The sequence below is a fragment of the Streptomyces sp. A18 genome, from assembly GCF_059026065.1.
Genome location: NZ_JBWLKL010000015.1, coordinates 154,490 through 173,821 on the forward strand (window position 1 = coordinate 154,490; position 19,332 = coordinate 173,821).

Below are 19,332 nucleotides of genomic sequence, written 5' to 3' on the forward strand. Positions count from 1 at the left end.
GTGCCTCGGACGATCGCTCGGGGACGTTGCGGAAGAGTCTCGATGAGGGAACAGCGGGGGTTACGAAAGGGGCGCCGCGACCGGCCCTACGACACCACGTCCTTCCGCGCGAACCCCCGGAACGCCAGCGCGAACAGCACCAGCGCGTACGTCACCGACACAGCGGACCCCTGGATCATCCCGCCCCACTCGGGGCGTGGCTGGATCGCGTCCGCCCAGGCGAACTGCCAGTGCGCCGGCAGGAAGTCGCGCCAGCTGCCCAGGGCCGTCACCGCGTCCAGGACGTTGCCGACGATCGTCAGGCCCACCGCGCCGCCTACCGCGCCCAGAGGCGCGTCCGTCTTCGTCGAGAGCCAGAACGCCAGCGCGGCCGTGACCAGTTGGGAGACGAAGATGTACGCCACGACGATCACCAGGCGCTGGGCCGCCGTCCCGGCGGGCAGCGCGCCGCCGGTCGGGATCTGCAGTGGTCCCCAGCCGTACACCGCCGTACCTACCGCCAGCGCGATCAAGGGGAGCAGGATCATCGCCGCCGCGCTGAGGCCCAGTGCGACCGTCAGTTTCGACCACAGCAAGCGAGCCCGTGGCACCGGTGCCGCCAGCAAGTAGCGCAGTGACGACCAGCTCGCCTCCGATGCGACCGTGTCCCCGCAGAACAGCGCGACGGGGATGACCAGGAGGAAGCCCGCCGACACGAACAGACACGTCGCCGCGAAGTTCGCCCCGGACGCCGTGGCCGTGTCCATCAGCGTCACCCGGCCGCTGCGGCCCTCCGGCGAACCGGCGATGGTGAACGCGAGGACGAGGACGAAGGGCAGCAGGCCCATCACCCCGCCCATGACCAGGGTCCGGCGCCGCTTCAGCTGGCGGACCGCCTCGACCCGCAGCGGCAGCGTGCGGCCGGGGCGGTATCCGGGAGCCGTGGCGCGTTCCGTGCCCGGCTCCGTGGCTGTGGCGGTCATGCGGTGCCTCCGTCGATCAGGGTCAGGAACGCGTCTTCGAGGCGGCGGTGCGGGCCCATGGACTCCACCGGCAGCTCCAGGCGCACCAGTTCGGGAAGGAGCCGTGCGGCGCTGCCCGCCTCCGTGCCGTCGAGCCGTACGAGGAGGCCGCCGTCCGCGCGGGCAGCCGACGCGACGCCGGGCAGCGCGGCCACCTTGTCGACCATCGGGTCGGCGATGTCCGCCGCGAGGCCCACCAGGAGCGTGTCGCCCGAACCGACGATCTCGGAGACCGGGCCCGCCTGGATCAGCCGGCCGCGGTCCATGACCACCAGGTGGGTGCAGGACTGCTCGACCTCGGCGAGGAGGTGGCTGGAGACGATGACCGTACGGCCGCCCTCCGCGTACCGGATCATGACCTCGCGCATCTCGCGGATCTGTGGCGGGTCGAGGCCGTTCGTCGGTTCGTCGAGGATCAGCAGGTCCGGCATGCCGAGCATGGCCTGGGCGATCGCGAGCCGCTGCCGCATGCCCTGCGAGTACGTCCGCACCGCGCGGGCGAGAGCGTCGCCGAGCCCGGCGATCTCCAACGCCTCGTCCATGCGGGCGTCTCCGGCGGGGCGGCCGGTGGCCTTCCAGTACAGCTCCAGGTTCTCGCGCCCGGAGAGGTGCGGCAGGAAGCCCGCGCCCTCGACGAACGCGCCGACCCGGGAGAGGACCGGAGCGCCCGGCCGGATCGCCTGCCCGAAGACACGGATCTCGCCCGCGTCGGGCCGGATGAGCCCCATGAGCATGCGCAGCGTCGTCGTCTTGCCGGCGCCGTTCGGGCCCAGGAGGCCGAGCACCTGCCCCTTCTCGACGCTGAAGGAGACGTCACGGACCGCGTAACGGTCCGTCGACTTCGCGTACCGCTTGCTCAAGTCCGTGATCTTCAGCGGTACTTCCGCGAAGGCCGGGTCCGGCGCCGGCGCCGTCGTCCGCCGCCGCGCGGTGAGCAGCAGGAGCGCCGCGATCACCGCTCCGGACGCGGGGAGCCACCACACCCAGGCGGGCAGCGGAGCCGCCGCCGTCTTCACGCCGGGCGCCGTGGGCACCGACAGGTCGCTCTTCAGGGACACCGTGTACGTGGCGGGCTGCGTCGGAGAGGCATAGCCCAGGTCCGTCGAGGCGAGGACGAGGCGGAGCCGGTGGCCCTTCTGCAGGTCGTGGTCGACGGCGGGCAGGGTGAGGGTGACGTCCTTGCCCGCCTTGGCACCCTCCACCCGTACCGGCGAGACCAGCTGCGAGGGCAGCACCTTCTGCGTGCCGCCCGGCCCCACGTCGTACACCTTCGCGAAGAGCACGGCGTCCTCGCTGTCGGACTTGACGTGCACCCGCACCTTCGGCGATCCGGTGACCCGCAGGTCGTCCTTGATCGGCGCCGACTGGAACGCGGCGTGCTGGCCGGGGAAGTCGAGGGAGACGCCGACGCCCAGCGAGGACAGCTGGTTGAGCCCGCCGCCGCCCGCACCCGGGAGCGCGGAGATGGCGGGCGGCGCGGCGCCCGCGGGGTTCTCGAAGCGCTGTGGCTCGCGGCCGCTGAGGGCGATGTCCCGCTGCCCGTTCTCCAGGCCGGGGTACGTGTCGCCGCTGGCGCCCCGCAGCTGTGCGGCGCCGTCGGTGGAGTCGACGCCGCCTGTGCGCGTCACGCGGAACGCGGGGCCGGTGTCCGCGCCCTCGTCGTCCTTCAAGTAGCGGTCGAACCACGACCCGATACGGGCGTTCACGCGCCCGATCTCACGGTCGCCGCCGTCATGGCCGCCCGAGATCCAGTCGACCGACACGGGCGCGTGGTTGGCGCGGATCGCCTTGGCCGTCGCGTCGGCCTGGCCCAGCGGGAAGAGGGAGTCGCTCTGGCCCTGCACGATCAGGGCGGGCACGTCGATGCGGTCGCCGACGGCCTGCGGGCTGCGCCCGGCGAGGAGCTCGCGGGCCTCGGCGTCCGGCTTTCCGTTCACCGCGACGCGGTTGTACATCTCACAGAGCCGCTGCTCGAAGCGCTCGCAGCCGCCGCCGGTGTTGATGAAAAGACCGGCCCAGAGCTTCTTGAACACCCCGTCGGGGAAGAGGGCGTCGCTGAGGTTCCAGTACGTGATCTGGGGGGCGATGGCGTCCACCCGGTCGTCGTACCCGGCGGCGAGGAGGGAGACCGCGCCTCCGTACGAGGCGCCGGTCATGCCCACGCGCGGGTCGCCCTTCTTGTCGAGCTGCACCTCGGGCCGCTTCGCCAGCCAGTCGATGAGGTGGGTGGCGTCGGCGACCTCGCCCTTCGGATCATTGAGCCCGATCTTGCCCGTGGACTTGCCGAAGCCGCGGGCGGACCAGGTCAGGACCGCGTACCCCTTCTCTGCCAGGCCTTCCGCCTGGGCGCGCAGGTCGTCCTTGCTGCCGCCGAAGCCGTGGCCGATGAGAACCGCGGGGCGCTTCTCGGCCGGGTCACCCGCGGTGAAGTACGAAGTGTCGATCTTCGCGCCGCCCGCGCCCGTCATCCGCATCATGCGGTCCTCGCGGTGCACGGCGGGCCCGTCGTCCGAGGCCACCGCCGTCCAGGTACCCCCGCCCGCGAGCAGCGCGACGGCGGCCACCACGGCGAGCAGTCTGCGCTTGGGCAGCTTGGGCAGTCGTAGATCCATGCGTCAACGGTACGGGCGGGGTCCGACAACCGAGGCAGCCGGTGGGTTGAACCCGGTTGACTACCTGGGGAGTAGACAAAAGGGCCCGCGTACCGCCGTCGCGGTACGCGGGCCCCTGTGCGCCGTCAGTGATTGCGCGGGAAACCGAGGTCCACGCCCTCCGGCGCGTCCGACGGGTCCGGCCAGCGGGTGGTGACGACCTTGCCGCGGGTGTAGAAATGCGTCCCGTCATTTCCGTAGATGTGGTGATCCCCGAAGAGGGAGTCCTTCCAGCCACCGAAGGAGTGGTAGCCGACCGGCACCGGAATCGGGACGTTCACGCCCACCATTCCGGCCTCGATCTCCAGCTGGAAGCGCCGCGCGGCGCCGCCGTCGCGCGTGAAGATCGCGGTGCCGTTGCCGAACGGCGAGGCGTTCATCAGCGCCACGCCCTCCTCGTACGTGTCGACCCGCAGGACGCAGAGCACGGGGCCGAAGATCTCGTCCTTGTACGCGTCGGCCGTCACCGGCACGCGGTCAAGGAGCGAGAGCCCGATCCAGTGGCCGTCCTCGAAGCCGTCGACCGTGTGGCCGGTGCCGTCGAGGACGACCTCGCAGCCCTCGGCCGCGGCGCCGGTGACGTACGAGGCGACCTTGTCGCGGTGCGCCGCGGTGATCAGCGGGCCCATCTCCGACGTCGGGTCGTTGCCGGGGCCGATCTTGATCTTCTCGGCCCGCTCCTTGATCTTCGCGACGAGCTCGTCACCGATCGACCCGACCGCGACCACGGCCGAGATCGCCATGCAGCGCTCGCCCGCCGAGCCGTACGCCGCCGAGACGGCCGCGTCGGCCGCCGCGTCGAGGTCCGCGTCCGGCAGGACCAGCATGTGGTTCTTGGCGCCGCCGAGCGCCTGGACGCGCTTGCCGTTGGCGGTCGCGGTGGTGTGGATGTAGCGGGCGATCGGCGTGGAGCCGACGAAGGAGACGGCCGCCACGTCCGGGTGCTCAAGGAGGCGGTCGACGGCCACCTTGTCGCCGTGCACGACGTTGAAGACGCCGTCCGGAAGCCCCGCTTCCGAGAGCAGCTCCGCGATCTTCATCGCGGCCGACGGGTCCTTCTCCGAAGGCTTCAGGACGAACGTGTTGCCGCACGCGATGGCGAGCGGGAACATCCACATCGGCACCATGGCCGGGAAGTTGAACGGCGTGATGCCCGCGACGACGCCGAGCGGCTGGCGGATAGAGGAGACGTCGACGCGCGAGGCGACCTCGGTCGACAGCTCGCCCTTGAGCTGGACCGTGATCCCGCACGCGAGGTCCACGATCTCCAGGCCACGGGCGACCTCGCCCAGCGCGTCCGAGTGCACCTTGCCGTGCTCGGCGGTGATCAGCTCGGCGATCGCGTCACGGTTGGCGTCGAGCAGCGCGCGGAAGGCGAAGAGCACCGAGGTGCGCTTGGCCAGGGACGACTTGCCCCACGTGGCGTACGCCTCGCGCGCGGCGGCGACGGCGGCGTCGACCTCGTCCACGGATGCGAAGGCGACCTGCGTGGTGACGGCGCCGGTCGCCGGGTCGGTCACCGGACCGTACGTCCCCGACGCACCCTCGACGGTCTTCCCACCGATCCAGTGATTGACGGTCTTCGTCATGACAAGCATCCCTACTCTCACAGGTGGCGGCACTCTCACAGGTGGCGGCGTCGGGCTGAGACGTGCCGGTCGTACTCTTTCCTGGCCTTGATCGCGGACGGTCGGTCCGCGGTCTCGGCCACGGGCACATCCCACCACGCCTGCGCCGGGGGCGGGGGCGACACTGTGTCTGCCGTTTCCGTCTCCACGTAGACACATGTGGGACGGTCTGCCGCCCGCGCTTCGGCGAGGGCATCGCGCAGGTCAGCCACTGTTTTGGCGCGGATGACCCGCATCCCGAGCGAGGCGGCGTTGGCCGCGAGATCCACGGGCAGCGGTGCGCCCGTGTACGTGCCGTCGGGCGCCCGGAAGCGGTAGGCGGTGCCGAACCGCTCGCCGCCCACGGACTCGGAGAGCCCGCCGATGGAGGCGTACCCGTGGTTCTGCAGGATCACGACCTTGATCGGGATGTTCTCCTGGACGGCCGTGACGATCTCGGTGGGCATCATCAGATACGTCCCGTCGCCCACCAGCGCCCAGACGGGGCGGTCGGGCGCCGCCATCGCGACGCCGATGGACGCGGGGATCTCGTATCCCATGCAGGAGTAGCCGTACTCGACGTGGTACTGCCGGGGCGAGCGTGCCCTCCACAGCTTGTGGAGATCTCCGGGCAGAGACCCCGCCGCGTTGATGATCACATCCTCGTCGGCCACCAACTCATCGAGCAGGCCGAGGACTTGGAGCTGTGTGGGCCGCAGGTCGGGTTCGTCGGCCGCGTACGCCGCGTCGACGCGCTGTTCCCAACGGACCTTGTCCTCCGTGTACTCGGCGACGTACGCGGGCGGCACACGCCACCCCTCAAGGGCGCCGGTCAGTGCCTCCAGGCCCGCGCGCGCGTCCGCGATCAGGGGCGCGCCCGCCATCTTGTGGCCGTCGAACGCGGTGATGTTCAGGTTCAGGAAGCGGACCCCGGGCTCGGCGAAGAGCGTGCCGGAGGCGGTGGTGAAGTCGCTGTAGCGGGTCCCGACGCCGATCACCAGGTCGGCTGTGCAGGCGAGTTCGTCGGCCGTGGCCGTGCCCGTGTGCCCGATGCCGCCGACGTCCGCCGGGTGGTCGAACCGCAGGGAACCCTTGCCGGCCTGGGTGGAGGCGACGGGGATGCCGGTCGCGTCCGCGAGGTCCCGCAGCGCGTCCTCGGCCGCGCTGTGGTGGACTCCGCCGCCCGCCACGATCAGCGGGCGCCGCGCCTCGCGCACGGTCCTTGCGGCGGCGGCCAGTTCACGCGGATCGGGTGCCTGACGGCGTACGCCCCACACCCTCTCCGCGAAGAACTCCTCCGGCCAGTCGAAGGCTTCCGCCTGTACGTCCTGCGGCAGCGCGAGGGTGACGGCGCCGGTGTCCGCCGGGTCGGTGAGGACCCGCATCGCGGCGAGCGCGGCCGGGATCAGGGCCTCGGGGCGGGTGATCCGGTCGAAGTACTTCGACACCGGGCGCAGGCAGTCGTTCACCGATACGTCGCCCGCGTACGGGACTTCGAGCTGTTGGAGCACGGGGTCGGCGGGCCGGGTCGCGAAGATGTCGCCGGGCAGGAGCAGGACGGGCAGGTGGTTGATGGTCGCGAGTGCGGCGCCGGTCACGAGGTTGGTCGCGCCGGGGCCGATGGAGGTCGTGACGGCGTGCGTGGACAGGCGGCCCGACTGCCGGGCGTACCCGACGGCCGCGTGCACCATCGCCTGTTCGTTGCGGCCCTGGTGGAAGGGCATCACGGGAGGGCTGGGGGGTGTCCCCCCAGAAGACACAGTGCCGTACTCGACGAGCGCCTGGCCGATGCCCGCCACGTTTCCGTGCCCGAAGATGCCCCACGTGGCGCCGATGAGCCGCTGCCGCTCGCCGTCGCGCTCGGTGAACTGCCGGGACAGGAAGCGGACGAGGGCCTGCGCGGTGGTCAGCCTGATCGAGGTCATCGAATTCCCTCCACTGTCATCGGTATCCCTCCGCCGTCATCGGTATCCCTCCGTGTGATCGGGGTGGAAGCAGATCCGCCACTCCCGCTCGTCGCCGGGACCGGCCATCACGTTCAGGTAGTACATGCTGTGCCCCGGCTGGGCGATCGACGGGCCGTGCCAGCCGTCGGGAACGAGCACGGCGTCGCCCGTCCGGACCTCGGCGAGGACATCGGTGCCGCCGGGCCGGGAGGGGAAGACCCTCTGGTATCCGAAGCCCTCCTGCCCTCCCTGCGCGGCCTCGATCTCGAAGTAGTAGATCTCTTCGAGTTCGGCCTCGACGCCGGGGCGGTGCTCGTCGTGCTTGTGCGGGGGGTACGAGGACCAGTTGCCACCGGGCGTGATCACCTCGACGGCGATGAGGCGGTCGCAGTCGAAGGCGTCGGCGGACGCGAAGTTGCGGACCTCGCGGGCGCAGTTGCCGCTGCCACGCCGCTCGACGGAAACCTCCGGCGCGGAGCCGTAGCGGGCGGGGAGTCGACGCTCGCACTTCGCTCCTGCCAGGGCGAAGCGGCCTCCCGCGCCGGAGGCGATCTGGATGTGGGCGTCACGGGGCACGTAGGCGAAGTCGCTCACTCCGCTGAACACGCATCGACGGCCCAGCAGTTCGATGATCTCGTCTTCCGCGTGCACCGTACAGCCGCCGGTCAGCGGGAGCACGATCCATTCACTCTCCCCGGTGGCGAAGGAGTGCGTGGCGCCGGGTTCGATGTCGACCACGCGCAGCGCGGAATAGACCAGGCCGGACCGCTTGGGATCGAGTTCGAGTGCGTACGGCCCCTCGGCCGCACTGCCCTTCGGTACGTACGTCATGTGGCCCTCCTACAGCAGTCCGACGGCGGTGTCGACGGCGCCCGCCACGTCGCCGTCGGCCGGGTACAGCAGCGTGCGCCCCGCGACGAGCCCGTGCACGGTGGGCAGTTGCAGCGCGCCGCGCCACTTCTCGTACGCGGCGTCGCTGTCGTCGCCGAGGTCGCCCCCCAGGAGGACGGCGGGCAGGGTCGAGGTCTCCATGACGCGCGCCATGTCGTCCGGGTTCTCGGTCACGGGCACCTTCAACCAGGTGTACGCCGATGTCCCGGCGAGCCCCGACGCGATGGCGATGGAGGTGGTGACGGCCCCGGCGCTCAGGTCGTTGCGCGGCGGACCGCCCTCGGGGGCGCGGCGGCAGAGGAACGGCTCGACGAAGACGGGCAGCTTCCGGGCGGCCATGGCGTCGACGGCACGGGCGCTGGAGTACAGGGTGGCCAGGGAGCCGGGGTCTTCGTGGTCGACGCGCAACAGGAGCTTCCCGGCGTCGAACCCGAGCCGGTCGATGTCCTCGGCCCGGTAGCCCGTGAACCGGTCGTCCAGCTCGAACGAGGCGCCCGCGAGCCCGCCCCGGTTCATCGACCCCATGACGATCTTGCCGTCGAGGGCGCCGAGCAGGAGGAGGTCCTCCAGGATGTCGGCGGTGGCGAGCACGCCGTCCACGCGGGGGCGCGAGAGCGCGAGGCAGAGCCGCTCCAGGAGGTCCCCGCGGTTGGCCATGGCCAGCTTGTCCCCGCCGACGGCGAGCGCGCCGCGGGCCGGGTGGTCGGCAGCGATGATCATCAGCCGCCCGCTGTCACCGAGGAGCGGGCGCCGGGGGCGCCGGACGGCGGCTTCGGCGATGGCTTCGGGGTGCCGGGCCCGGGTCCTTGCGAGTTCGGCGACGTCAATCATGTGTCACGGCTCCCGCGGCCAGCGCCGCCTCGACCTCGGCGGGGAACGGCATCGCGGACGAACATTCGAGGCGCGACGCGACGATCGCCCCCGCCGCGTTCGCGTACCGCATGATCCGCTCGAGATCCCAGCCGGCGAGCAGCCCGTGGCACAGCGCACCCCCGAACGCGTCCCCGGCACCGAGGCCGTTGAGCACCGTCACGGGCAGCGGCGGCACCTCCGCGCGCTCGCCCTCGCTGTTCATGGCGAGAACTCCCTTGGGCCCCTGCTTGACGACGGCGAGTTCGACCCCGGAGTCCAGCAACGCGCGTGCGGCGGCCTCCGGTTCACGCACCCCCGTGGCGATCTCGACCTCGTCGAGGTTGCCCACCGCGACGGTGGCGTGAGCCAGCGCCTGGGCGTAGCAGCCGCGCGCGTCATCGGCCCGTTCCCAGAACATGGGCCGCCAGTCGAGGTCGAAGACCGTGAGCCCCGCCTTCGCCCGCCGCCGCAGCGCCGCGAGCGTCGTCGACCGGCTGGGCTCCGCGCAGAGCCCCGTACCCGTCATCCAGAACACCCGCGCGGAAGCGATCGCGCCGAGGTCGAGTTCCGCCTCATACATCTCCAGGTCGGGCGCCTTCGGCTGCCGGTAGAAGTAGAGCGGGAAGTCGTCCGGCGGGAAGATCTCGCAGAAGGTCACCGGGGTCGGAAGCCCCGCCACCCCGCTCACCCAGCGGTCGTCGACCCCGAACTGCCTCAGCTCCCGGTGCAGATACTCCCCGAAGGGGTCCTCGCCGGTGCGTGTGACGACCGCCGCCCGGCGGCCGAGCCGGGACGCGGCGACGGCGACGTTCGACGCCGAGCCGCCCAGGAACTTGCCGAACGTGCTGACCTCGGCGAGGGGCACCCCGGCCTGCAGGGGATAAAGGTCCACCCCGATCCGGCCCATCGTGATCACGTCGTACGGATCGCCGGCGTCGTTCGGATCGGTCACCCTGCACTCCTCCTAGGCATCGCCCCGTGAATCCTCCCCTAGGTCTATTCCGCCCCACGAACCCTGTCAACACATTGTCCTTACATTCGGACTACTCCTTGACACCGTTCCGCGGCGCCCTGAAAGCTGGCGGACATGACGACGCTGTCACGCATCCGGATCGGCTCGGCACCCGACTCGTGGGGCGTGTGGTTCCCCGAGGATCCGGGCCAGGTCCCCTGGAGCCGCTTCCTCGACGAGGTGGCGGACTCCGGCTACGAGTGGATCGAGCTCGGTCCGTACGGCTATCTGCCGAGCGATCCGGCCGTCCTGACCGCCGAGACCCAGAGGCGCGGCCTGAAGGTGTCGGCGGGAACGGTCTTCACGGGCCTGCATCACGGACCCGCCGTATGGGACAAGACGTGGGCCCATGTGGCCGACAACGCCGCGCTCGCGCAGGCGATGGGCGCCGAGCACCTCGTCGTCATCCCGTCCTTCTGGCGCGACGACAAGACCGGCGAGGTCCTGGAGGACCGCACACTCACCGCGGAGCAGTGGCGTCAGCTCACGCTCCAGACCGAGCGGTTGGCCCACGAGGTCCGCGAACGCTACGGCCTGCGCGTGGTCGTGCATCCTCATGCCGACACGCACATCGACGACGAGGAGAACGTCACCCGCTTCCTGGACGCGACCGACCCAGACCTCGTCTCGCTCTGCCTGGACACGGGCCACTACGCCTACTGCGGCGGCGACAACGTCAAGCTGATCGAGACCTACGGCGAGCGCATCGGCTATCTGCACCTCAAGCAGGTGGACCCGGCCGTACTCGCCGAAGTCCGCGCCCAGGAAATGCCGTTCGGACCCGCCGTGGCCCGCGGCGTGATGTGCGAGCCGCCGACCGGGGTGCCTCCCATCGAGCCGGTCCTCGCCGCGGCCCAGAAGCTGGGCGTCGACCTGTTCGCCATCGTCGAGCAGGACATGTACCCGTGCCCGCCGGACAAGCCCCTGCCCATCGCCCGCCGCACGCGCCGGTACCTGCGCTCCTGCGGCGCCTAGTCCGGTGGACGACGGGCCGGCGGACGGCTGAGAGGGCACGCTCGCGACGCCGAACCCGGCCCGGCGGCTCCAGCGGGCGCGGCGGATGCCGGCGGCGGGGCGCACCCGGGCGAGACGGCCGCGCGGTGCGGTCGTGCGCCCGCCGCGCCACCGCGCCGCCGCATGCATCACAAGCGTCACAAACAACCTCCTCCTGTCACACATGTCCCGCCTACGCGGGTCTTCCGTCACAGCCGGGCGACAGCCGCCTCCCTGCGCTCACTCCGCGTCGTTCACCGGGCACAGGCTGAGTGATCGCCAGCGTCGCGCCGCAGCTCCCCCGTCGGCTCCCCCCGAGCCGCCCCTGTGGCGCCCGCAGGGAGGTGCCACTGATGACGGACCGAAGGCTCTGGTCGTACAAGGAGATCGCCGCACACATCCGGGTGCAGCCCGACACCGTGCGCTCCTACCGCAAGCACGGCCTGCTCCCCGATCCCGACCACGTGGAGTCGGGCAAGCCCTACTGGTACGCGGACACCATCCGCACCTGGGTCGCCTCCAGGCCGCGTAACCGCGGGCGCAAGGACTGACCCCATTGAGGCGTACCCCCTAGGGGTATAGTGTGGTGAGTGTCAGGGGACGCCCGGGAACACCGGGACCTCTCCTGCACATTACGACGCATACACACGCACACACGCCGCACCCTCACCGAGGAGAACGACATGAGCGCCCAGACCGAGCTCCCGCAGGCCGAGACCACCGGCTCCTGCTGCTCCCCCAGCGGTTCCTGCCACTCCGACGGCGCCGCCGAGGCGTCGCAGGGTGCCGTGACGACCGTGTACGAGGTGACCGGCATGACCTGTGGGCACTGCGAGGGCGCGGTCTCCAGCGAGATCTCGGAGATCGACGGCGTCAGCTCCGTCAAGGCCGTCGCCGCCACCGGTCAGGTGACGGTGATCTCCGAGGCCCCGCTCGACGAGGCCGCGGTCCGCGCCGCGGTCGACGAGGCAGGCTACGAACTCGCCGGTGTCAGCAAGGCCTGACCCTCCCCCTGCCGGGTACCCCGGGCCCTGTGACACCGTCACAGGGCCCGCAGCCGCTTCACACCGGACGTACGAAAGAGCCATGAACGAAGTCGAACTCGCCGTCGGCGGAATGACCTGCGCCTCCTGCTCCGCCCGCATCGAGAAGAAGCTGAACCGCGTGGAGGGCGTGACCGCGTCGGTCAACCTCGCCACGGAGAAGGCGAAGGTCTCGTACGCGGAAGGGACCGAGGTCGCGCAGCTGATCGCGACGGTCGAGAAGCTGGGCTACACGGCGGAGGAGATCGTCCCGGCCCCCGCCGAGCCGGAGGCGCCGGCGACCACCGCCGACATCACCGAGCCCGACACCCTGCGCCAGCGCCTGATCGGCTCCGCGGCGCTCTCGCTGCCCGTCGTCCTGCTCGCGATGGTCCCCTCCCTCCAGTTCGACAACTGGCAGTGGCTCTCGCTGACCCTGGCCGCGCCCGTCGTCGTGTGGGGCGGGTTCCCCTTCCACAGGGCGGCGTTCACGAACCTGCGGCACGGCGCGGCGACCATGGACACGCTGGTGTCGGTGGGCACGCTCGCCGCGTTCGGCTGGTCGCTGTGGGCGCTCTTCCTCGGGGACGCGGGGATGCCGGGGATGCGGCACGGCTTCGAGTTCACGGTGTCGCGTGCGCAGGCGTCCTCGACGCTCTATCTCGAAGTCGCCGCGGGCGTCATCACGTTCATCCTGCTCGGCCGCTGGCTGGAGGCCCGCTCCAAGCGGAAGGCGGGCGCGGCCCTGCGCACCCTGCTCGAACTGGGCGCCAAGGACGCGGCCGTGCTGCGCGACGGCGCGGAGGTCCGCATACCGGTCGCGCGTCTCGCCGTCGGCGACCGTTTCGTCGTACGCCCGGGGGAGACCGTCGCGACCGACGGAACCGTCGTCGACGGCGCGTCCGCGGTCGATGTCTCCATGCTCACCGGCGAGTCCGTCCCGGTGGACGTGGCCGCGGGCGACACGGTGACCGGGGCGACCGCGAACGTCTCGGGGCGGCTCGTCGTCGAGGCGACGCGTGTCGGCTCCGACACCCAACTGGCCAGGATGGCCAAGCTCGTCGAGGACGCGCAGACCGGCAAGGCCCAGGTGCAGCGCCTCGCCGACCGGATCGCCGGGGTCTTCGTGCCGGTGGTCCTGATGATCGCCACCGCCACGCTCGGCGGCTGGCTCGGCGCCACCGGCGATGTGACCGCCGCGTTCACGGCGGCCGTCGCCGTCCTGATCATCGCCTGTCCGTGCGCGCTCGGCCTGGCGACGCCGACCGCGCTGATGGTCGGCACGGGGCGCGGCGCGCAGCTCGGCATCCTCATCAAGGGCCCCGAAGTCCTGGAATCCACGCGCCGGGTGGACACCGTCGTCCTGGACAAGACCGGCACGGTGACGACGGGGCGCATGACGCTGCGGGACGTGCACGCCGCCGAGGGGACCGAGGAGAAGCAATTGCTGCGGCTCGCGGGAGCCCTGGAGCACGCCTCCGAGCATCCCGTGGCGCGGGCGATCACGGCGGGCGCCGCCGCGGAGTTGGGGATCGAGGCGGGCGCGCTGCCCGCCGTGGAGGGGTTCGCGAACGTCGCGGGGACCGGCGTGCGCGGCACAGTGGAAGGGCACGCGATCCTCGCGGGGCGCGAGCGGCTGCTCACGGACGCGGGGGTCGAGGGGCTCGCCTCGGTGGCCGCGCTCAAGGCGGAGGCCGAGGCGGCAGGACGTACGGCCGTCCTGGTCGCCTGGGACGGCCAGGCACGCGGTGTCCTCACCGTCGCCGACACCGTCAAGGACACCAGCGCCGAAGCGGTCCGCGAGCTGCGCGCCCTGGGGCTCGCGCCGGTGCTGCTCACCGGGGACAACCGGGCCGTCGCCCAGGCGGTGGCGAAGGCCGTCGGCATCGACACCGACGCCGTGTACGCAGAGGTCCTGCCCGAGGACAAGGTCGATGTCGTACGACGGCTGCAGCGCGAGGGCAAGGTCGTCGCGATGGTCGGGGACGGGGTCAACGACGCGGCGGCGCTCGCCACCGCCGATCTGGGCCTCGCGATGGGCACGGGGACGGACGCGGCGATAGAGGCGAGCGATCTGACGCTGGTGCGTGGGGACTTGCGCGGGGCCGCCGACGCGATCAGGCTCTCCCGTAGGACACTCGCCACGATCAAGGGCAACCTCTTCTGGGCCTTCGGCTACAACGTGGCCGCGCTGCCGCTGGCCGCGGCCGGGCTCCTGAACCCGATGATCGCGGGCGCCGCGATGGCGTTCTCGTCGGTTTTCGTCGTGACGAACAGTCTCCGTCTCAGGACTTTCACATAGACTCTTCACATAGTGGTTGCAGCATTCTCACGCCTGAGTCCCGATCGACATATCGGACCTCTTGCGCATGTACAGGACATATGCAGGAGACGCAGATCACAGCGATCCGAACGTAACCATTCGGGGGGCTCGCGAGTCTAAGAGGGCGATGCCAGGGACGTCTTGGGGGACGTCTCTAGACATCGGGGACATCTTGGGGGATGTTCCTAGGAATGCGTTGGCCGGGGCACGTGCACCGGGGAGCTTTGAGCGGCCCTCCCGACACGTACGCGTCCCGGCAGATCGCAGCACGAGCGGTACAGGCAGTACGAGCAGGACAACTGGCGCGCTGCCACCACAGACGCCCGGCCGGATCCCGTGGGGGGAATCCGCACCGGGAAACAGGAAAGCGCCCCGACCGTCGACCCGTGGGGGGATCGGCGGCGGGGCGCTTTTCGCTGGGGGTGATGCGAAGGTCAGCGACCCTCGACCGGGACGAAGTCCCGGAGAACCTCACCGGTGTAGATCTGGCGCGGGCGCCCGATACGGGATCCCGGCTCCTTGATCATCTCGTGCCACTGCGCGATCCAGCCGGGAAGGCGGCCGAGCGCGAACAGCACGGTGAACATCTCGGTCGGGAAGCCCATCGCGCGGTAGATGAGGCCCGTGTAGAAGTCCACGTTCGGGTAGAGCTTGCGCTCGACGAAGTAGTCGTCGGCCAGCGCGTGCTCTTCGAGCTTGAGGGCGATGTCCAGCAGCTCGTCGTCCTTGCCGAGAGCCGAGAGGACGTCGTGCGCCGCGGCCTTGATGATCTTCGCCCGGGGGTCGAAGTTCTTGTAGACGCGGTGCCCGAAGCCCATGAGCTTCACGCCGTCTTCCTTGTTCTTCACCTTGCGGATGAAGGTGTCGACGTCGCCGCCGTCCTGCTTGATGCCCTCGAGCATCTCCAGGACCGACTGGTTGGCGCCGCCGTGCAGCGGGCCCCACAGGGCCGAGATGCCGGCGGAGATCGAGGCGAACATGTTCGCCTGCGACGAGCCCACCAGACGCACGGTGGAGGTCGAACAGTTCTGCTCGTGGTCCGCGTGCAGGATCAGGAGCTTGTCCAGCGCGGAGACGACGACCGGGTCGAGGTCGTACTCGGCGGCCGGCACCGAGAAGGTCATGCGCAGGAAGTTCTCGACGTAGCCGAGGTCGTTGCGCGGGTAGACGACCGGGTGGCCCACGGACTTCTTGTAGGCGTACGCCGCGATCGTCGGAAGCTTGGCGAGCAGGCGGATCGTCGAGAGGTCGCGCTGCTCCTCGTCGAACGGGTTGTGGCTGTCCTGGTAGAACGTCGACAGCGCGCTGACCACGGACGACAGCATCGCCATCGGGTGGGCGTCGCGCGGGAAGCCGTCGTAGAACCGCTTGACGTCCTCGTGCAGCAGGGTGTGCTGCGTGATGTCGTTCTTGAAGCCGGCGAGCTCGTCCACCTTCGGCAGTTCGCCGTTGATCAGCAGGTACGCCACCTCGGTGAAGGTGGAGCGCTCTGCCAGCTGCTCGATCGGATAGCCGCGGTACCGGAGGATCCCCTGCTCGCCGTCGAGGTAGGTGATGGCGGATTTATAGGCGGCGGTGTTGCCATAGCCGCTGTCCAGGGTCACCAGACCGGTCTGGGCGCGGAGCTTCCCGATGTCGAAGCCCTTGTCGCCGACAGTTGAGTCGATCACCGGGTAGGTGTACTCGTCGCCATCGCCGTACCGCAGTACTACAGAGTTGTCGCTCACGTCATCCCTCACCGACGTTGTGCCTCTTCTTCGAGGTGCCCTGACTGTCTCTACCATCCCCCATTTGGCCCTGGAGAGTGCACTCGGGGTCGACCAATGGGCCTATTGGCGGCACTCAGTGCCGCCAACCTACTCATCCTGCCCCCTGTGCCCCGGTTGCGGAAGTGCTCTGTGACCTTTCCTACTCGTTTGATCGATCAAAATTTCCGGAGGATCCTCCGGCGAGCCGGAAATCCAGGGCCGTACAGCGTCTGCCCGCGGAGACCGTGCGCACCGCTTGTCCCAGAGCCTTGCGCGAACCGACCAGGACGACCAGCTTCTTGGCGCGCGTGACCGCCGTATAGAGCAGGTTCCGTTGCAGCATCATCCATGCCCCCGTGGTCACCGGGATCACCACCGCCGGATACTCGCTGCCCTGGGAGCGGTGGATGGTGACGGCGTACGCATGGGCCAGTTCGTCCAGTTCGTCGAAGTCGTACGGAATCTCCTCGTCCTCGTCCGTCAGGACCGTGAGCCGCTGCTCGTCGGCGTCGAGCGAGGTGACTACTCCGACGGTGCCATTGAAGACGCCGTTCTGCCCCTTCTCGTAGTTGTTGCGGATCTGGGTGACCTTGTCGCCCACGCGGAACACCCGGCCGCCGAAGCGCTTCTCCGGCACGTCCGGTCTGCTGGGGGTGATGGCCTGCTGGAGCAGGCCGTTCAGGTTCCCCGCGCCCGCGGGGCCGCGGTGCATGGGCGCGAGCACCTGGACGTCGCGGCGGGGGTCGAGGCCGAACTTCGCCGGAATGCGGTTCGCCGCCACGTCGACGGTGACCCGTCCCGCGTCCTCGGTCTCGTCTTCGACGAAGAGGAAGAAGTCGTTCAGGCCCTGGGTGATGGGCGGCACCCCGGAGTTGATGCGGTGGGCGTTCGTGACGACGCCCGACTGCTTGGCCTGGCGGAAGATGTGGGTGAGCCGGACGGCGGGGATGGGGCTCTGCTCGCTGAGCATGTCCCGCAGGACCTCACCGGCGCCGACGCTCGGCAGCTGGTCCACGTCGCCGACGAACAGGAGGTGGGCGCCGGGGGCGACGGCCTTCACCAGCTTGTTGGCCAGGAGCAGGTCCAGCATGGACGCCTCGTCGACCACCACGAGGTCGGCATCGAGCGGACGGTCCCTGTCGTACGTCGCGTCTCCGCCCGGCTTGAGCTCCAGGAGGCGGTGCACGGTGGAGGCTTCGGCGCCGGTCAGCTCGGCGAGACGCTTGGCGGCGCGGCCCGTGGGGGCGGCCAGGACGACCTTCGCCTTCTTGGCGCGGGCCAGCTCCACGATGGACCGCACCGTGAAGGACTTGCCGCAGCCGGGGCCTCCGGTGAGGACGGCGGCCTTCTGCGTCAGGGCGAGCTTGACGGCCGCCTCCTGCTCGGGGGCGAGATCGGCGCCCGTGCGGGTGGCGAGCCAGGAGAGGGCCTTGTCCCAGGCAACGTCCCGGAAGGCGGACAGGCGGTCTTCCCGGGTCCTGAGGAGGCGCAGGAGCTGGGCGGAGAGGGAGAGTTCGGCGCGGTGGAAGGGGACGAGGTAGACGGCGGTGACGTCTTCTTCCCCGGCGGGGCCCGGGACGACCTCGCGTACGACGCCTTCCTCCTCCTTGGCCAGCTCCGCGAGGCAGTCGATGACCAGGCCCGTGTCCACCTGGAGCAGCTTCACCGCGTCCGCGATGAGGCGGTCCTCCGGGAGATAGCAGTTGCCCTGGTCGGTGGATTGCGAGAGTGCGTACTGCAGGCCTGCCTTGACGCGCTCCGGACTGTCGTGCGGGATGCCCACGGACTGGGCGATGCGGTCCGCGGTGAGGAAGCCGATGCCCCAGACGTCGGCGGCCAGGCGGTAGGGCTCGTTCTTCACGATGGAGATGGAGGCGTCCGCGTACTTCTTGTAGATGCGGACGGCGATGGAGGTGGAGACGCCGACGCCCTGCAGGAAGACCATGACTTCCTTGATGGCCTTCTGTTCCTCCCAGGCCGCGGCGATCATCTTGGTGCGTTTGGGGCCGAGGCCGGGGACTTCGACGAGGCGCCCTGGCTCCTTCTCGATGATGTCGAGGGTGTCCACGCCGAAGTGGGTGGTGATGCGGTCGGCCATGACGGGGCCGATGCCCTTGATGAGGCCGGAGCCGAGATAGCGGCGGATGCCTTGGATGGTGGCGGGGAGGAGGGTGGTGTAGTTCTCCACCGTGAACTGCTTGCCGTACTGGGCGTGGGAGCCCCAGCGGCCCTCCATGCGGAGGGACTCTCCCACCTGCGCGCCGAGCAGTGCGCCGACGACGGTGAGGAGGTCGCCGCCGCCGCGGCCCGTGTCCACGCGGGCGACCGTGTACCCGTTCTCCTCGTTGGCGTACGTGATCCGCTCCAGGACGCCTTCGACCACTGCGGACGCGGATGTTGCCGCGGCTGGACTCGACATGATCCGAGGCTACCGCTCGGCGCTGACAGCGTGGGGGCCTGTGGATAACTCTGGGAGGGGAGACGTGGACACCCGTGGATACCCATGGATACCCCTGGGAGGGGAGACCCGTAGGGGCCCGTGCCTGTCGGCCGGGCCCCTACGGGTCTCCCCTCCCCTGTCGGTACTCCGCGATCCCCCCAGATCCCCCCCACGGAAGTCCCGACGCAAAGTACGACCCGCGTGGGGCGGGAAGGGTTGCACGGGCAAGGCATCTTTCTTTCGGGGTGCCGACGAAGTCGGGCAGAAGTAGCGTTTCGCCCATGAGTGAAGAATCTTCTGAGAACTCACTGAAGAAGGACGTCCTCGACGAACTCGGCGACGACAAGCTTCAGGAGATCGCGGGGCTGCTCGGTACGGATGCCGCGGGGGCGCAGGACGTGGTGGGCACCACGGTGACCGAACTGTCGGGAAACCTGCGGGAGAAGGCGGAGGACCCCGCGGAGGCGGAAGAAGTGGAACAGGCCCTCGCCGAGGCGTCGCCTCCGCAGGGGATCGCCGGGTTCGGTGGCTTCGGGGGGGGCTGGCGGCGGGCGGAATGCTGTCAGGGGTGCTGGCGAAGATGAGCAGGCCGGTGGCGAACGCGGTGGCGAAGAAGACGGGGCTGCCGGCGGCGTCCGTGACCCGCGTGATCGAGCTGCTGATTCCGGTGCTGCTGACGGTACTGACGAAGCGGGCGGGGGCGGGTGCCGCGGGCCGCGGGGGCGGCGGGGGCGGCGGCGGGGGCGGGGGCGGGCTAGGGGGTCTGCTGGGTCAAGTCCTGGGCGGTAAGCGGAAGTAGCCGACGGTACTGGTCCGTCCTGGGGGCGGGGCCGCGCCGGTATGTCC

General features: G+C 70.4%; 15 protein-coding genes. 6 read left to right on the plus strand and 9 right to left on the minus strand.

Translation table 11 applies throughout. The features are described from left to right. Positions 1-86: 86 nt before the first annotated feature. The 7 genes from AC5P1C_RS23860 to iolC all read right to left on the minus strand — a co-directional run bounded on the left by AC5P1C_RS23860 (position 87) and on the right by iolC (position 9,900). Positions 87-962: an ABC transporter permease gene (locus tag AC5P1C_RS23860; RefSeq protein ID WP_493867942.1), complete on the minus strand. Its 876-nt coding sequence runs from the start codon at positions 960-962 to the stop codon at positions 87-89. Next, positions 959-3,613: an alpha/beta fold hydrolase gene (locus AC5P1C_RS23865; RefSeq protein ID WP_493867943.1), complete on the minus strand. Its 2,655-nt coding sequence runs from the start codon at positions 3,611-3,613 to the stop codon at positions 959-961. Before AC5P1C_RS23865 ends, AC5P1C_RS23860 begins: the two co-directional genes overlap by 4 nt. Positions 3,614-3,738: 125 nt before the next feature. Next, the gene (gene mmsA, locus AC5P1C_RS23870; protein WP_493867944.1) at positions 3,739-5,241 is read right to left on the minus strand and encodes a CoA-acylating methylmalonate-semialdehyde dehydrogenase; all 1,503 of its coding nucleotides are present in this window, start codon (positions 5,239-5,241) and stop codon (positions 3,739-3,741) included. Positions 5,242-5,276: 35 nt separating this feature from the next. After that, positions 5,277-7,184 (minus strand): 3D-(3,5/4)-trihydroxycyclohexane-1,2-dione acylhydrolase (decyclizing), encoded by a 1,908-nt coding sequence (gene iolD, locus AC5P1C_RS23875; RefSeq protein ID WP_493867945.1) that lies wholly within the window; start codon positions 7,182-7,184, stop codon positions 5,277-5,279. Between the two features lie 36 nt (positions 7,185-7,220). Further along, positions 7,221-8,036, minus strand: coding sequence for a 5-deoxy-glucuronate isomerase (gene iolB, locus AC5P1C_RS23880; RefSeq protein ID WP_493867946.1), 816 nt, complete (start codon positions 8,034-8,036; stop codon positions 7,221-7,223). Positions 8,037-8,045: 9 nt separating this feature from the next. Then, positions 8,046-8,927: a Cgl0159 family (beta/alpha)8-fold protein gene (locus AC5P1C_RS23885; RefSeq protein ID WP_493867947.1), complete on the minus strand. Its 882-nt coding sequence runs from the start codon at positions 8,925-8,927 to the stop codon at positions 8,046-8,048. Beyond that, positions 8,920-9,900: a 5-dehydro-2-deoxygluconokinase gene (iolC, locus tag AC5P1C_RS23890; RefSeq protein ID WP_493867948.1), complete on the minus strand. Its 981-nt coding sequence runs from the start codon at positions 9,898-9,900 to the stop codon at positions 8,920-8,922. Before iolC ends, AC5P1C_RS23885 begins: the two co-directional genes overlap by 8 nt. A 135-nt stretch (positions 9,901-10,035) precedes the next feature. Here iolC and AC5P1C_RS23895 point away from each other — a divergent pair, with 135 nt between their 5' ends. From AC5P1C_RS23895 to AC5P1C_RS23910, 4 genes are all read left to right on the plus strand, one after another. Beyond that, complete coding sequence (locus tag AC5P1C_RS23895) at positions 10,036-10,935, plus strand: sugar phosphate isomerase/epimerase family protein (protein ID WP_493867949.1); 900 nt, start codon at positions 10,036-10,038, stop codon at positions 10,933-10,935. Positions 10,936-11,306: 371 nt separating this feature from the next. Beyond that, the gene (locus AC5P1C_RS23900) at positions 11,307-11,504 is read left to right on the plus strand and encodes a MarR family transcriptional regulator (protein ID WP_493867950.1); all 198 of its coding nucleotides are present in this window, start codon (positions 11,307-11,309) and stop codon (positions 11,502-11,504) included. A gap of 132 nt (positions 11,505-11,636) precedes the next feature. After that, positions 11,637-11,957 carry a heavy-metal-associated domain-containing protein gene (locus tag AC5P1C_RS23905; protein ID WP_493867951.1) on the plus strand — a complete coding sequence of 107 codons (321 nt, stop codon included), beginning with the start codon at positions 11,637-11,639 and terminating at the stop codon, positions 11,955-11,957. Between the two features lie 82 nt (positions 11,958-12,039). Then, positions 12,040-14,277: a heavy metal translocating P-type ATPase gene (locus AC5P1C_RS23910; RefSeq protein ID WP_493867952.1), complete on the plus strand. Its 2,238-nt coding sequence runs from the start codon at positions 12,040-12,042 to the stop codon at positions 14,275-14,277. 455 nt (positions 14,278-14,732) lie between these two features. Here AC5P1C_RS23910 and AC5P1C_RS23915 read toward each other — a convergent pair whose 3' ends face one another. Further along, complete coding sequence (locus tag AC5P1C_RS23915; protein WP_493867953.1) at positions 14,733-16,025, minus strand: citrate synthase; 1,293 nt, start codon at positions 16,023-16,025, stop codon at positions 14,733-14,735. 181 nt (positions 16,026-16,206) lie between these two features. Further along, positions 16,207-18,465: an SF1B family DNA helicase RecD2 gene (gene recD2, locus AC5P1C_RS23920; RefSeq protein WP_493867954.1), complete on the minus strand. Its 2,259-nt coding sequence runs from the start codon at positions 18,463-18,465 to the stop codon at positions 16,207-16,209. Between the two features lie 302 nt (positions 18,466-18,767). Here recD2 and AC5P1C_RS23925 point away from each other — a divergent pair, with 302 nt between their 5' ends. Both AC5P1C_RS23925 and AC5P1C_RS23930 read left to right on the plus strand, forming a co-directional pair. Next, positions 18,768-19,070: a DUF937 domain-containing protein gene (locus AC5P1C_RS23925; protein WP_493867955.1), complete on the plus strand. Its 303-nt coding sequence runs from the start codon at positions 18,768-18,770 to the stop codon at positions 19,068-19,070. Then, positions 19,067-19,285: a hypothetical protein gene (locus tag AC5P1C_RS23930; RefSeq protein WP_493867956.1), complete on the plus strand. Its 219-nt coding sequence runs from the start codon at positions 19,067-19,069 to the stop codon at positions 19,283-19,285. Before AC5P1C_RS23925 ends, AC5P1C_RS23930 begins: the two co-directional genes overlap by 4 nt. Positions 19,286-19,332: the final 47 nt, after the last annotated feature.

Bases quoted from the DNA above. Each gene is read 5' to 3' on its own strand.
- iolD (WP_493867945.1), bottom strand. From the start codon at position 7,184: ATGACCTCGATCAGGCTGACCACCGCGCAGGCCCTCGTCCGCTTCCTG.
- AC5P1C_RS23895 (WP_493867949.1), top strand. From the start codon at position 10,036: ATGACGACGCTGTCACGCATCCGGATCGGCTCGGCACCCGACTCGTGG.
- AC5P1C_RS23905 (WP_493867951.1), top strand. From the start codon at position 11,637: ATGAGCGCCCAGACCGAGCTCCCGCAGGCCGAGACCACCGGCTCCTGC.
- AC5P1C_RS23885 (WP_493867947.1), bottom strand. From the start codon at position 8,927: ATGATTGACGTCGCCGAACTCGCAAGGACCCGGGCCCGGCACCCCGAA.
- AC5P1C_RS23865 (WP_493867943.1), bottom strand. From the start codon at position 3,613: ATGGATCTACGACTGCCCAAGCTGCCCAAGCGCAGACTGCTCGCCGTG.
- iolB (WP_493867946.1), bottom strand. From the start codon at position 8,036: ATGACGTACGTACCGAAGGGCAGTGCGGCCGAGGGGCCGTACGCACTC.
- AC5P1C_RS23925 (WP_493867955.1), top strand. From the start codon at position 18,768: ATGAGTGAAGAATCTTCTGAGAACTCACTGAAGAAGGACGTCCTCGAC.
- recD2 (WP_493867954.1), bottom strand. From the start codon at position 18,465: ATGTCGAGTCCAGCCGCGGCAACATCCGCGTCCGCAGTGGTCGAAGGC.
- AC5P1C_RS23910 (WP_493867952.1), top strand. From the start codon at position 12,040: ATGAACGAAGTCGAACTCGCCGTCGGCGGAATGACCTGCGCCTCCTGC.
- AC5P1C_RS23930 (WP_493867956.1), top strand. From the start codon at position 19,067: ATGAGCAGGCCGGTGGCGAACGCGGTGGCGAAGAAGACGGGGCTGCCG.
- mmsA (WP_493867944.1), bottom strand. From the start codon at position 5,241: ATGACGAAGACCGTCAATCACTGGATCGGTGGGAAGACCGTCGAGGGT.
- AC5P1C_RS23900 (WP_493867950.1), top strand. From the start codon at position 11,307: ATGACGGACCGAAGGCTCTGGTCGTACAAGGAGATCGCCGCACACATC.
- AC5P1C_RS23860 (WP_493867942.1), bottom strand. From the start codon at position 962: ATGACCGCCACAGCCACGGAGCCGGGCACGGAACGCGCCACGGCTCCC.